The following is a 14,550-nucleotide window of genomic DNA, read 5'->3' on the forward strand; positions in this document are numbered from 1 at the left end:
CCTATTTATACGCAATCCGCGGATCAAGCAATCCGTACAGGATATCTACCACAAAGTTCATGACCACCAGGATCGCAGAATAGACGATAATATCCCCCATGATGAGGGTATAGTCCCGGTTCAGGGCAGACTGAACGAATATCTGCCCAACCCCGGGGACAAGGAATACCGTTTCGACCACCACTGAACCAGTTATAATACCAGAGAAGGCTGGTCCTAGGTATGAAACGATCGGCAACAGGGCACCCTTAAGCACATGTTTTATAATAACAACCGACTCTTTTAAGCCCTTAGCCCTGGCAGTACGGATATAGTCTGACCGTAAAACCTCGAGGATAGATCCCCGGGAAAGCCGGGCAATATAGGCAAAATAGGGGAATGCTAATGTAATCATAGGAAGGACAATTGTTTTCCACCCCGCCCGACTGTTTATCCAGCCCGATGTAGGCAACCAGCTCAGCTTCATAGCAAATACGAGCTGTAAGACAGGACCAATAACAAAAAGGGGCACCGATATACCAATAACTGCGATAGACATGGATAGATAATCAGGCCATTTATTCTGTCTCAGGGCACTCACAATTCCTGCCAGGGTTCCCAGGAAGAAAGCGAGGGCAAGGGCAAAACTACCAAGGATGATCGATGTAGGCATGGTAGCCCCAATCAGTTCATTCACAGTCTGATCCTGATACCGGAATGAAGGCCCCAGATCGCCCCGTAAAATATCCTGAAGATACCGCCCGTATTGTTGTAAGAGGGGCTCATCCATGTGATATTTTTTAAGAATATTCTGTAACACCGCTTCGGGGATTTTCTTCTCCGAAGAGAAGGGGCCGCCCGGTGCAAAGCGAATGAGAAAAAAACTGAGCGTCACGATGATAAACATCGTGGGAATAATACTCAGCAAACGACGAATGATGAACCTGGCCATCATTTCCTCCAGATTAAGATAATTTGACGAACTCGCCAAATAGCTATAGTCACCGGAAGGTAACTGTACCTATTCGGGGAGTTTATCCCTCATAGGTAATAACCTTAACAGGATAGTACCACAGGTGTAGTTCCTCTTTTAAGATGTTTCACCACAGGGATTAAATAGAAAGGCGCCCCCAAGGGCGCCCTTCCAAATTTAGAGACTAGAGCGCCTTATTTTTTCTTGGAAATGAACTTCCAGTGATGAACACCCAGCGGGTTGCCATACCAGCCATCCCACTTAGTAAGGTCAATCATATCAAGATCGACATACCAGTAAAGGGGCAGCATTCCCTGATCTTCGGCGAATATCTTCTCTGCATCCATAAGCGTCTGATTTCTTTCTGGGCTGTCGGGCATTGAGGCAGCTTTCTTTACCAGTTCATCAAACTTGGGATTTGAATAGAGACCATCGTTGTTACCACCACCGGTAATAAAGAGTTCCAGGAAGTTGGAGGGATCCATATAGTCTGCAACCCAACCATGACGGGCTACATCAAAGTCGTGAGCATTGGACCTGGTATCGAGGAAGGTCTTCCACTCTTCGTTCTTAAGCTCAACCTTAATACCCAGGTTGTTCTGCCACTGTTCCTGTACGAATTCTGCAATCTTTTTATGGCCTTCGTTAGTGTTGTACTTAATGGTGAGCACTGGGAAACCCTTACCATTGGGATAGCCAGCTTGAGCAAGGAGTTCCTTAGCCTTGGCTACATCGTAACCAATTCCGGGCTGGGGAGTGAAGCCAGCCATAGGAGGCGTAAAGGCATCGGTGGGGATCTGACCGGCCTTGGTAACCTTTTCTACCAGAGCTTTCTTGTCGATCGCAGCAGCCAGAGCCTTGCGGACAAGAGGATTATCATAGGGTTTGCGCTGGTTATTAAAGCAGTAGTAGTAAGTTGCAAGTTGGGGATTAACCTGATAATCGGGCCGCAGTTTAACTTCGTCGATAATATCGGTGGGAACAGAAGTATCCCAATCAATTTCGCCCTTAAGGAACATATTATAGGATGTTTTTTCATCGGTAACCGCAAGAATCTTAATAGAATTCAGTTTTACATTCTTGGCATCCCAGTATTTGGGGTTTTTAACCGCAAAAATGTATTCCTGAGGTTTCCATTCCTTGAGGGTATAGGGGCCATTGCCAACAAAGTTGCCCGGTTTTACCCACTGATCACCAAACTTTTCAATAACATGCTGGGGAAGGGGAGCAAAGGCATAGTGGGCGGTCATGTCGACAAAGTATGCCGCAGGACCAACCAGTTCAACCTGGAGGGTGTAGTCATCAAGAGCCTTTACACCAACAGTGGAAGGATCGGTGGTCTTGCCCTGATTGTAGTCATCGGCACCCTTTACTACCATGCCAATCATGTAAGCATACTCGGCGGCAGTTTCGGGTTTCAGTGTCCGGAGCCAACCGTAGACAAAGTCCTTGGCGGTAACTGGGGTTCCATCAGACCAGGTGCTCTTGCGGAGCTTAAAGGTTACGGTCTTGCCGTCGGGACTGATGGTCCAGGATTCAGCAATACCGGGGATCGCCTTGGAAGTTTTGGGATCATTAATGGTAAGACCTTCGAACAGGGCCATATAAAGCCGGTGTTCAGGTACACCCTGAATCAGAGACGGATCCAGAGTCTGAGGTTCAGCGGCGTTGTTCACGATGAATTCGGCCTTGTCTGCGGTCAACTCCTTTTGAGCACAGGAGAGAACAAACAGAGAAGCGAATCCAACCACAAGAGCGGCTACTAGTACACTCTTTTTCATGTTGATTCCTCCTTGATCTATCATATCAACGAATAGAACTTATTTTTTATACATCGCTATTTTGATTTACGCAACAGTTTTGAGCATATTTTCTGTAAAAACATGCAATTTATTGCATATAGCTGACAACAATGCAAAATTCGTCGCAATTGACAGTATATTTCTACAAATTGTATACTAATAACTTATGAAACCAATTAGCGCAGTTTATCGCGATCGCATTATGCAAATGATGGGCAAAGCCCGACTTGATACGGTAGTCACAGAAAACAACGTGTATCAAGAAGCAAACAAGGCAGTACTTCCTTATATTGATGGAATTCTCGAAGAGCTCATGCTTCCCGGCTCAGGGGTTGATGGGGCCGAACATCTGCGGGAATTATTACAGAAGGCCAAAGAAGGCCATTCCTGCCTTTTACTGGTTGAACATTACAGTAACTTTGACCTGCCTTCTATCAGCTACCTCTTACGAAAAGAGCTTCCCGATGGCCAGGAACTGGCCGATGCCATTGTGGCCATTGCAGGCTTAAAGCTCAATGAATCGAACCCGGTGGTAGCAGCCTTTACCGAAGCCTATACCCGGATTGTGATTTACCCAAGCCGCTCCCTCCAGGGCTTGGACCCCGAAAAGGACCGGGCAGAGATTATCCGCAGTAATGCAATTAACCGGGCAGCTATGAAGACTCTGAATGAGGTAAAAGTGTCGGGCAAGCTTATCCTGGTATTCCCTGCTGGAACCCGGTTCCGCCCCTGGGACCCGGAAAGCAAACGGGGTGTCCGGGAGATTGATTCTTATATTAAGTCCTTTGAGTATTTCTGCCCCATTGCCATAAATGGGGAGGTTCTGCGGATACAGCCGGGGGACATGGCAGAAGACCAGGTGACCCAGGATGTGGTTCGTATTACCATCGGGCCTGTTACTAGCTGCGCCGAATTCCGTGAAAAGGCCCGGGCCGAGGCAGAGGCCGCCGGTGTGGAAGACAAGAAACAGGCTACGGTAGACAAAATTATGGAATTGCTGGAACAAATGCACCGGGAAGCCGAAAGCCGGCGGCCGAAGGTTTAAGGGGAGCTCAACGGCTGCGGCGCTTCCAGCGAATATATACCTGCCGGCCCGGGCCGTTTTCCTGGGCCCGCTCTTCAATCTCAAACTGGGGGATGGCCCGGAAGAGGTCTCCCAGCTTCTTAAAGCCATAGTTCCGCGGATCAAACTCACTGGATCGGTTGGTAATGTTTTGTCCCACCGAACCCAGGTACGCCCAGCCTGATTCATCGGCCAGATCATCCACCACATTGCGCAGTAAGGAGAGGAGCCGCCGATCAACCTTAAAATCCTTCTGGCTTTTAGCGGTAGTCTTTACTTCATCTTCTTCGCTTTCTTCCTGCTGTTCCTTCAGTATTTCCGTATAGATAAACTTGTCACAGGCTGCCACAAAGGCCTTGGGGGTTTTCTTTTCACCAAACCCATAGACGATACGGCCGCTTTCGCGGATCCGGGCGGCAAGCCGGGTAAAGTCTGAATCGCTGGAGACAATACAGAAGCCGTCCAGTTTTTCCGTATAAAGGAGGTCCATGGCATCGATAATCATGGCACTGTCGGTAGCATTTTTGCCGCTTGTATAGGAAAACTGCTGGATGGGCTGGATAGCATATTCCAGAAGCCGGTCTTTCCAGGACCGCAGGTTGGTACTGGTCCAATCCCCATAGATCCGCTTTACGCTGGCTACACCATATTTGGCAACTTCATTTAAAAGACCATCGATAATGGCAGGCTGGGTGTTATCCGCATCGATGAGTACTGCGAGTTTCGCCTGGTTGGGAACCGGTTGGGCAGCAGAAAAGGGTAATAAGGGCATAGCTCATTCTCCAAAAATTGAACGTTTAAGGCGTCGCACTAGACTTATTTTCCCAATGGACAGGTTAAAGACCTCACCTTCGGGATAGTATTCACTTCGTAGCATAAGCTCTGTGCCAGATTTTTCAAGAGCCAGGGGACGAATTATAGCACGGTTAGCCTCGCCCTTGGGACCCCGCCAGAAAAGTTCTATGAGAGCTCTCTGGGAGAGGGCCTGTTCCACCAGGCGTACCTTACCCACATAGTCGAGTCCCCGGGCTTCTAGTTTTTCGTAACGCACCGCCGCCGCCACCAGCTGACTTTCATCGAGGATGAGCCGCCGATCGATACGAGCTGACAGTTCGTTTTTTTGTTCTTTGGTTAAAGGTTTTGCTTCAAGTTTGGAGTGGAGATCTTCCAGCAGTTTTTTTGCAAAGGCTGTCATATCCGCTTCGCTGGCGGGGTCGGCCAGAGATGCAGTGTCGGTCCGGGATGCAGGCGCTGGGGCAATGGTTCGGGCAAACAGGCTGGAACGAGGATCTTCTTCCTCAAAACGGGATCGTCCGCTCGAGCGAGCGAAGGGGTTCATCCGGGCAAAAGCCGGACTGGCCTGGGGGTTGGAAAAAGCATGGTTGGCCTGGGGGGTGCCAGAACCGACATGCAAGGCAGAGGTTTCATCTGAAGGAGACGTTGCCTGTCGGGAAGGTCCTGTACGGGAAGGTGCCGGCCGGGCTAGGGTATCCAGCCCAGCTTTTTCCAATACCTCCGAAAGCAAGCTTTCATCCGCATCCCGCAGCAAATACACCCCTGGGGCAAGCTCCCTATCTATCAGATCCTTTACACTATCGATTTCTACAATATAACGTCGTTCCGATTCGAGAACAAGGATCATGCCTTTATAGAGAGCAGCTGCATGATAACGATGTTCCCATTCATCCAAAGACCATACAAGGCTCTGGGGGATCGGTTTTGTGGAAAGGGTTTCTAAAAGATTTTTAAGATCATCTAATCGAAATCCTCGGTCAAGGGCACGGATAAAGCCGTCCCGGGAAAGCTCGAGCTTCAGTGTTTGTCCTGCTTCCAGAAGCCTGCAAAAACGGGCCAATCGACTGAGTTCTTTAAAGGGGATTTCGGGATACACAACAATGGAAAAACTCGCATCACAGACAATGAAGGGCCTGGTCCGGTTGTGATCGAGGCCGCCCTGGGATGTACGGATATAGCCATCCGCTACCGGAACCAGGAGCCCAGCCCTTTTCATGGCTTTTATAAGGGCATGAAAAAAGTCGATAGGGTCCACGCCGGGGCAGTGGGCTAGTGCTGAAAAAGAGATATTTTCATGTTCTCCAAAACGGTGCAGCTCTGCGGCGCGTTGCGCCTCTATAAGCCAGAACCTGCGGAGGCTCTGTTCATTATAGATCCACCCGTCCTGCATAGAATGTAAAATTCGATGAATGAGCCGGGTCCAGTTTTGCAGGCGATCCCGGGAAAGGCGACGGCTTGTACGTTCAAGATCCAATTCTACCGCAAGCAAAGCCGCTGCAAGATACTCACACCGATCACTGGGCTCAAGAGAAGCAAAAGCCTCAAGACGATATTCATCAATATGATAGATTCCCTCTTCGACACGGAGAATACCCAGGTATTCTAGGGCATGAGTCAGATCGCCAGCGAAGGAAGCACCACCAGCCTGTGCAAAGAGGTGCTCCAATTCATCCTGGGCCTTTTTCTTAAAACTGCCATCGGACTTAAAAACTTGCCCTGCATTGAATAGCCATGCTAACAGGGCTCCCAGAATAAGTTCTGATGTTACCGAGGATGCCGCTAAACCTGACATAATGTTGACTGGTTCGGAAGATTCGGAGGGTAGATCTTCGATGGGCAAAGCTGGGAACAGTATGGATGGTTCTTGAAGGATAGGAACCAAAATTGGTTCAAGGACTGGATTGAGACTGATCCGAGATCTACCTTCATCCATGGTCTTAAAGACTAGCAATCGTTCTTCTAAATTCAGGATGAACCCATAGAGCTCCGCGTAGCTGTAATCTCCTTCGAAAAATATAGCCAGGTCCTGTAGTGTTGCCGAAAAGAGCATGGCAATAGCGAGAATACAGCGGCGGTCCGTATCATCTAAAAGAGCGGCAATGCGTTTCTGAATTTCCTGCCGGGAGAGGAAGGCGGTCAGGTCATCGACCAGCCGTTGTTTGTTAAAGGGTGTTTTTATATCCCCCAGATAACTGCGGAGGATATCGAAAAAGGGACCTTCGGGAAGCTGCATAAGGGCGGCTTTCCAGTTTTCGATGGATGGGAAGATGGATATTGCAGGGGTTCTAACTGAGTTCATCTTCGGTCCAATGCTGAATGGTGTATTTATAGCCCTGTTCAGCGAGGAATTTCTGCCGGTTGGCGGCGAATTCCTCTTCTACAGTAAAACGGGAGACAATGGTATAAAAATAGGAGTTCCGGTTTTTGGGACGCAGGATTCGACCGAGCCGCTGGGCTTCTTCCTGCCGGGAGCCGAAGGAACCGGACACCTGGATGGCCATGGATGCATCGGGGAGGTCGATGGCAAAATTGGCTACCTTGGATACGACGATAAGCCGGAGTTCGCCTTGCTTAAAGCGATGATAGATTACTTCCCGTTCTGCATGGGGAGTCTGACCGGTAATGAGGGGAACCTTGAGGATGCGGGCGAGCTCCGACAGCTGAGACAGGTACTGGCCAATGACGAGTATCCGATCTTCGGGGTGATTTTCGATCAACTGCTGAACCACGGCGATTTTAAGGGGGTTTTCGCTGGCGATGCGATATTTTGCCCGCTGATTGGCCACTGCATAGGGAATTTTTAGCTGTTCCGGCAGATCCAGCCGGATTTCCGTGCAGAGGGCTTCTGCAATCCAGCCTTTGGCTTCCAGATCCTTCCAGGGGACATCGTAGCGTTTCGGCCCCACGAGACTAAAGACGGCGTCCTCTGCCCCATCTTCCCGGACCAGGGTGGCGGTGAGGCCCAGCCGACGCACCGCCTGCAGTTCTGCTGTCACCCGGAACACCGGTGCCGGGAGCATATGCACCTCGTCATATATGATAAGTCCCCAGGCCCGTTCACGGAAAAGCTTAAAATGAGGGAAATCGGCGTCCTTGTTGGGGCGCCATGTTAAGATTTGATAGGTAGCCACTGTAACGGGGGCTACAGATTTTTCATCCCCCGTATATTCGGCAATCTGTTCGGCTGTCAGATCGGTTTTATCCAGAAGTTCATCAATCCACTGATGGACCGCTGCTACGTTGGTGGTGAGAATGAGGGTGTTGGTTTTCAGCATAGTCATGACGGTCATACCGACCACCGTCTTGCCGGATCCGCAGGGCAAGACCACGACCCCAAAACCTGAGCCTGGGCCGCCGTCTCCGACTACCGAGCGGGCGGCTTCTACCTGGTAATCCCGGGGAGCAAAGGGTTTACCGCCGCTGGTGGTGGTCCGGAAGTTGATTTCCAGGGGTTCCCCTGCGGCAAGGGGCGCCAGGTCCTGCACGGGCCAGCCCAGTTTGATCAGTTCTCGTTTTACGGTACCCCGGTCTACAAGTTTGAGCCTGAAGGCGGGACCATCGGGGATGAGGTATTTGGCGAGACTTTTAGCGGCGGCAACTTCTGCCCGGATGGGTTCACTCTCGCAAAGCAGCAGCAGGGTATCGGTCTGAGCCCCGGCGGAGCATTCTGCAGGTGTTGTTGCGGAATTGCTGCCGGGGCCTGTGCCAGCCTGCGAGGCAGTCTGCTGGGGGACGGCCTGTGGTGGGGCCTGCTCGGGGGCTTGCTGGGGGGGGTGCTCGGGGGCCACCAGCTTAATTTTCCCGTAGCGGGCCATGGTATCCGCAAAACCTTCGAGGATATTCCGCGGTACCGGATAGCGGGAGTATGCTTCGAGGACCCGCTGAATATCCTGGGGGCTCAAGCCCGCGCTGGCCGCATTCCACAGGGAAAGGGGAGTAATCTGATAGGTATGTATATGTTCAGGGGACTTTACCAGCTCTGCAAAGGGCATAATGGCCGAACGGGCTTCTTCAGCCCCTTCGGCATGTACATCCATAAGCAGGGTTCGGTCACTCTGGATAATTAACGGGTTCGCAGGATTTGCCATATCCGGACTATTGTACCGGAAGGGCCCGCGTACTGCAATGCCAGAATTTATTTAGTTCATCACCAACCGTTCCAATGTACAACCTCTTCCGGATTTTTCCGCTCCCGTGGTGCGGTTTCCGATTTAATCTGCCAGTTTTCCAAGTCTTCTGCAGAACCCGGTTTCCCAATTACCAACAGGGTAACCACGTCATAATCCTTGGGTATATGTAATATGGCACGAATCTTTTTAGGACTAAAGCCCGCAATCGGGTGCGCAATCAGGCCCAGATGGGTTGCCTGGAGCATCATGTTCATAGCACAGAGGCCTAAATCAAAATGGGCATAATCCCGGCCTTCATCGAGCCGGCAGTCATCGCAAGCCCGTGTAACAAGGGCAATAATAAGAGGAGCTTTTTTAGCCCAACGATTTCCCTCTGCCAGGGCTTCATGAAGCTCCTGTAGTTTTTCACCCTGAACAGGGACAAGATGCCAGGGCTGGTTATTATAACAAGATGGAGCCAGGGTGCCTGCGGTAAGGATTTCCTGTATCATATCTGTACTTAAAAGCTCTGGACTCAAACCGCGCTTAGATCGACGTTCATCAATTTCTTGCAATATCATAACAAAAATATACCCCCATTTGGTTTTTTCTTATTGTAATCAATTTTAAATATAACTATTATCATCAGCAAATACCAAATAGGTATCTTTACAAAAGCTTTTAGCTTTTGCAGAGAACATATGGGAGCACGGAGCACTATGAAGCTTTCTATCCAACAGAAGATGTATCTTTTTTTATTATTTCCGCTTGTTGTAATATTAGTTCTTATTGGCGCTATTACATTTATAACCACTAAAACCACCACCAGTACGATTATCCAACATGCTACAATGGAAAGTGCACAGAGTACAGCCCATACCATTGATATCGTCTTTGAATCGTACCGAACCAGAGCTCAACAATTATGCCGGGAAAGCCGGGTTTCATCGGCTATATGGGACTGGGCAAAGGAGGCTTTTCAGGAAGAAAAGGCTTATGACTCAAATCTGGATTCCATTCTGCTTATTACACCAATAGGCAAAGCTTACAGTGTAGAGGGCCAGCAAATCCAGGTTAATGACCGAGATTATTATCAAGAAATCTTTTACCTAAACAAGTCTAGCAGTATTAGTAATGCGGTTATTTCAAATATTTCTGGTAATCCAGTTGTAATTATAGCCGTTCCAATTAAGGAGAACACGCAAAAGACTCCCAAAGCCGCGGTGGGGCTAATGTTAAGCTTGAACAGAATTTCCCAATATTTTAAACAGGGCCAAGAAACCAAAGCGGTACATATATTAATTGACAACAAGGGTCTCGTGGTCTATCACCCAGATTCAACTATTCGTATGAAATTAAACCTTTTCGAGTCCGAAGCTGCAGGATACAGAGGCCTTAAGGCATTGGCAGAACGGATGACCAATGGAACCAATGGTACTGGCGCTTTTTACATGCCTGATGGTACCAAGATGGATGCTTTCTTCTATCCTCTTGAAAGTATTCCTGGCTGGAGCTATCTCATTGCCGTACCAGAAACGGAGCTTCTACGCCCAGCTCGGCAAACAGTCGTAATCGCAATCTTCGCTTTTTTTGGACTTGCTCTTATTTTGGGAATTCTTATTTTTCTCGTAAGCCGTATTATCAGCAAACCAGTCCAGGAAACAAAAAACGCCATCGCAGACCTGGCCCGGGGTGAAGGGGATCTTACGAAACGTCTCACCATTCTCACCCATGACGAACTGGGAGAGATGGGAACAAGCCTGAACCAGTTTCTCGATCTGATACACAGCATCGTAGGTTCGGTACGAAACATCGTGGAACAGATGCGGCTTTTGGGAGATGAGCTCCAAGCTAATACAACCGAATCGGCTAGCGGCGCCCGACAAATTTCTGGTAACACCCAGGACATTCGGGATAAGTTAGTAAACCAGTCTGCAGGGGTCAGCGAGACCCTCGCTACGGTGGAACAGATTAACAGAAATATTTCATCCTTCCTGCAGATGATTGAAACCCAAGCGACGAACCTGACCGAAGCGTCCAGTGCCATCGAAGAAATGGTAGCCAATATCAATACGGTAGCCCAGACAGCAATTAGAAATTATGAATCCATCACTACCCTGGGACACGATTCTGATTCGGGTAAAGAGTTGCTGAACGGAGTAGAAAGTCTTATTCATCAGATAGACCAGGCCAGCGAAGGCATGCTTGAAGCAAATACGATTATTTCCAACATAGCCAGCCAGACAAATCTCCTTTCGATGAATGCGGCTATCGAGGCGGCCCATGCAGGGGACGCAGGTAAAGGTTTTGCGGTCGTTGCTGAAGAGATTCGGAAACTGGCAGAAAACGCCAATGAACAGAGCAAGACTATTTCCCAGGTGCTTCAGAATGTAAAGGAACTCATCGAACAGGCCGTTAATTCCACCGCAGAAGCCCAGAATAAGTTCGATAAAGTCTTTGACAACATTCGCAAAGTGGGAAACCAGGAAATAGAAATTAAAAACGCTATGGAAGAGCAACAGCAGGGTTCTCAGCAGGTTCTCCTGGCCATGAAAGAACTGAACCAGATAACTGCCGAAATCCGTTCCGGTTCAGAAGAAATCCGCACAGGAAGCCAGTCAATTTTGGATGAAATGAGCCGGATCATGAAGGGTACCCAGGAAATTGAACAGGCCTCCCAGGAAAATGCAGGGGGAGCACAGGAAATTGTGCAGGCCATGGAACACATCAGCAACTTAAGCACCAACAATGCTCAAGCTATTAAGGACCTGGAAGCCTTGGTAGCCCGTTTCAAAATATAAGGGGGCCTCTAAAAGCTTGGTGGATTTTAGAGGCGTCTCAACTGATGAGCTGTATATACAAATCTATACTATTTATGAATATAGTTAAAATGTATTGTCTTCCTAATCCAAATTAAATTTTCAGGCCTATTATCATATCCATTATTTGAAATATGATGCACTTGCCATACGCCTAAGGATTCATTTTGAGTTTCATCTTTTTCTGGTATGTAAACAGAGAAGGTACCCCCCTGGCCTACGCAAATCCAACGGATCTGGGTAGAATACTGTATGAATAACAACAATACACAGGAGGGTACCAAATGATAGAACTAGAATATAAGTATTATGAATTTATCAAGAAATGGGAAGACCGGTATGAACTGCGGTTAAAATTGGTTCAGGATGCCCTAGCGCATGGGACAAAACCTACCGCCCGGAAGTATGGCACCACCGTCAAGACTGTGCGGAAGTGGGTGAAACGGTATGAAGCGGATAAGAAGGCTGGATTGGAAGAACGAAGCCGGAAACCCCAGAGGAGCCCTCAAGCCACAAAACCGTGGGTACGCTTCAAACTGATACAGGAGGCGCAGCACCTACGGGAGAAGGGGAAAAGTGCAGTTCGACTGAGACGTCAAGTATCTGGATGATATTCCAGAACTCTATACCGAATATAAACATCACCATCTGCCCAAATATCAATTTACGGCCCGCTGTGTGCGAACTGGGGCAGTTTTTATGGCCTATGGCCGAGAGAAATCGGTCACGAATGCAGCGCTCTTTCTCTTACATCTGCACAAACACCTGCAGCGCTTTGGGCTGTCCCTTGCCGGATCGGTCATACAGACAGACAATGGGACCGAGTTTACCGCTCCCTGGAACAGCGACAAAGTCACGATGTTTACCCATGTGGTAGAGCGATGTTGTCTGGCACGACACCATCTGATTCCACCAGGAGCAAAGACGTACCAAAGTGATGTCGAGAGTTTTCATCGATGGGTAGAGGAGGAACTCTATGCGGCTGAATCTTTTGGGAGTAAAATTGAGTTTTAATGAAAGCGGCGTATTACCAAGCTTATTTCAATTGTCAGCGTTACAATCACTACAAGGGGGAAACCCCACTAGAGCTGGTACGGGAAACCTATCCCGAGTTGCACTCTGAAGCCTTGAAAATGAAACCCGTGATACTTGACAATGTGCTCATTCAGTACAAAGCTGAATTAGCTCAACTCGTTGCGTAGGCCAGGGGGGTACCTTCTCTGTTTACATACCCAATTTAAACCAAAAGGGGCTTGCGCGAAGGCCCATACCTGTGGTAGCATCCCGCCAATTATAAGCGCATCTGAAATCTCTGTCAGTTTTCAGATGCGCTTTTACAAATCCTTTCAGGATTTGTACTTATTTAAGGAACACTTTTAAAAACTGAAGTTTTTTAAAGTGTTAATTTGGGGGATAGGATGCACCTACAAAAAGGTACCCATAACGGCACCGTACAGTTCATGCCAGAACCAGCCCCCGGTACTATTTTTTCTTTTGCTTTTTATAGCCGCCCTGTCAGGGCGGCTTTTTTTTGCCTTCACAGGCTTTTGAAAGACGATTGTTGAAATATGATTGCAGCTTATAACAGCCTGTTCACTATTAAAATAAAAGCTGGCCCTTATAAGGGCTGGTACTAGGGAGGCCCCATGCTGAAAGGCAGACACCTTGTAGACCCTCGGGATCTGCAACTCACAGAACTGGATGCCCTGTTCTCACTGGCAGAGCAGATCCAGAAAAACCAGAGCCACTATCGGGATCTATGCCGGGGACAGATTCTGGCTACCCTCTTTTTTGAACCCAGCACCCGAACTCGCCTCAGTTTTGAAGCGGCCATGCTGAGGCTTGGCGGTTCCTGTCTCGGCTTCGCCGAACCTTCCTCCAGTTCGGTAGCCAAGGGGGAAAGCCTGGCCGACACGATCCGGACCGTAGCGGCCTACGCGGACCTCATTGTCATGCGGAATCCCAAGGAAGGGGCTGCCCTCTTAGCTTCCCGCTATTCATCGGTCCCAGTAGTTAATGCGGGCGATGGGGGCCACCACCACCCTACCCAGACCTTGACGGATCTCCTGACCATCCGCCAGCTCCGGGGTACCACCGAAGGACTTACCATAGGCTTCTGCGGCGACCTCCGCTTCGGCCGAACGGTGCATTCGCTGGCAGAAACCCTGGCCCGGTATAAAAACAACAAAATGGTCTTTATCTCTCCGCCGGAACTTAGGATTCCCGATTACATCAAAACCGGAGCCCTGGCTAAAAACCAGATTGAATACCGGGAAACGGACCGGCTCGAAGCGGTCATGGGCGACCTGGATGTGCTGTACATGACCCGGGTCCAGCGGGAACGGTTCTTTAATGAAGAAGATTATGTCCGGCTCAAGGACTTCTATATCCTGGACAATGAAAAATTAAAAACCGCAAAAAAGGACCTTATCATCCTGCACCCCCTGCCCCGGGTGAATGAAATCGCCATTGAGGTCGATGCAGACCCCCGGGCAGTCTACTTTGCCCAGGCAAAATACGGCATGTATGTCCGTATGGCCCTGATAGCCTCACTGTTAGGAGTTGCATCATGTTAAACATAGCAAAAATAAAGAACGGCATCGTCATTGACCACATTAAAGCAGGCCAGGGCCTGCGGATCTTTAACTGGCTCGGCCTCGGCAAGGCGCCCTACACCGTCGCCTTTGTGGTAAACGCCGAATCAAAGCGCATGGGACGGAAGGATATCATCAAGATTGATAACGAAATCACCATCGACTTCGCAGTCCTGGGCCTCATCGACCCGAACATCACCGTAAACATCATCGAAAACGAACAAATCACCGAAAAAATCCGGCTGAAACTCCCCGAACGAGTAGAAAACATCCTCATCTGTAAAAACCCCCGGTGCATCACCGCCACAGAACGCTACGCCCCCCACATATTTCACCTGGTGGACCCAGAGCAGGGGCTCTACCGCTGTGAATACTGCGATGAGCAGCGAAGCACCGAGGACTTCCGGTAGGACAGG

12 protein-coding genes and 1 pseudogene are annotated in these 14,550 nt (G+C 49.2%); 7 read left to right on the forward strand and 6 right to left on the reverse strand.

All coding sequences use genetic code 11. The annotated features are described in order from the left end of the window. Position 1: 1 nt before the first annotated feature. Together oppB and SPICA_RS12875 are read right to left on the reverse strand one after the other, a co-directional pair. Entirely contained in the window at positions 2-931 is a 930-nt protein-coding gene (gene oppB, locus SPICA_RS12870) for an oligopeptide ABC transporter permease OppB (protein ID WP_013969919.1), read from the reverse strand. Positions 932-1,146: 215 nt separating this feature from the next. Continuing rightward, entirely contained in the window at positions 1,147-2,733 is a 1,587-nt protein-coding gene (locus SPICA_RS12875) for a peptide ABC transporter substrate-binding protein (RefSeq protein WP_013969920.1), read from the reverse strand. Between the two features lie 187 nt (positions 2,734-2,920). Between SPICA_RS12875 and SPICA_RS12880 the strand changes: the two genes are divergently transcribed. Continuing rightward, entirely contained in the window at positions 2,921-3,799 is an 879-nt protein-coding gene (locus SPICA_RS12880; protein WP_013969921.1) for a 1-acyl-sn-glycerol-3-phosphate acyltransferase, read from the forward strand. Positions 3,800-3,806: 7 nt separating this feature from the next. On the opposite strand, the gene SPICA_RS12885 is transcribed toward SPICA_RS12880, so the two are convergent. From SPICA_RS12885 to SPICA_RS12900, 4 genes and pseudogenes are all read right to left on the reverse strand, one after another. Continuing rightward, positions 3,807-4,589, reverse strand: a complete 783-nt coding sequence (locus SPICA_RS12885) for an NYN domain-containing protein (protein ID WP_013969922.1) — start codon at positions 4,587-4,589, stop codon at positions 3,807-3,809. Between the two features lie 2,129 nt (positions 4,590-6,718). Then, positions 6,719-6,911 (reverse strand): annotated as a pseudogene (locus tag SPICA_RS15915) (hypothetical protein); the annotation flags it as partial. Next, entirely contained in the window at positions 6,898-8,700 is a 1,803-nt protein-coding gene (locus tag SPICA_RS12895; protein WP_013969924.1) for a DNA repair helicase XPB, read from the reverse strand. The gene SPICA_RS12895 and the pseudogene SPICA_RS15915, both read right to left, overlap by 14 nt. Before the next feature lie 59 nt (positions 8,701-8,759). Further along, positions 8,760-9,302 (reverse strand): nitroreductase family protein, encoded by a 543-nt coding sequence (locus SPICA_RS12900; RefSeq protein ID WP_013969925.1) that lies wholly within the window; start codon positions 9,300-9,302, stop codon positions 8,760-8,762. Positions 9,303-9,440: 138 nt separating this feature from the next. Here SPICA_RS12900 and SPICA_RS15070 point away from each other — a divergent pair, with 138 nt between their 5' ends. The 6 genes from SPICA_RS15070 (at position 9,441) to SPICA_RS12935 (ending at position 14,544) form a co-directional block, all read left to right on the forward strand. Then, entirely contained in the window at positions 9,441-11,522 is a 2,082-nt protein-coding gene (locus SPICA_RS15070; protein ID WP_169311888.1) for a methyl-accepting chemotaxis protein, read from the forward strand. 302 nt (positions 11,523-11,824) lie between these two features. Continuing rightward, positions 11,825-12,151 (forward strand): helix-turn-helix domain-containing protein, encoded by a 327-nt coding sequence (locus tag SPICA_RS12910; protein WP_013969927.1) that lies wholly within the window; start codon positions 11,825-11,827, stop codon positions 12,149-12,151. Between the two features lie 67 nt (positions 12,152-12,218). Beyond that, entirely contained in the window at positions 12,219-12,554 is a 336-nt protein-coding gene (locus tag SPICA_RS12915) for a hypothetical protein (RefSeq protein WP_156789683.1), read from the forward strand. Then, positions 12,554-12,742: a hypothetical protein gene (locus tag SPICA_RS12920; protein ID WP_013969928.1), complete on the forward strand. Its 189-nt coding sequence runs from the start codon at positions 12,554-12,556 to the stop codon at positions 12,740-12,742. Before SPICA_RS12915 ends, SPICA_RS12920 begins: the two co-directional genes overlap by 1 nt. A 444-nt stretch (positions 12,743-13,186) precedes the next feature. Next, positions 13,187-14,116 (forward strand): aspartate carbamoyltransferase, encoded by a 930-nt coding sequence (gene pyrB / locus SPICA_RS12930; RefSeq protein WP_013969929.1) that lies wholly within the window; start codon positions 13,187-13,189, stop codon positions 14,114-14,116. Then, positions 14,110-14,544: an aspartate carbamoyltransferase regulatory subunit gene (locus SPICA_RS12935; RefSeq protein WP_013969930.1), complete on the forward strand. Its 435-nt coding sequence runs from the start codon at positions 14,110-14,112 to the stop codon at positions 14,542-14,544. Before pyrB ends, SPICA_RS12935 begins: the two co-directional genes overlap by 7 nt. Positions 14,545-14,550: the final 6 nt, after the last annotated feature.

This window comes from Gracilinema caldarium DSM 7334, from assembly GCF_000219725.1.
GTDB lineage: Bacteria > Spirochaetota > Spirochaetia > Treponematales > Breznakiellaceae > Gracilinema > Gracilinema caldarium.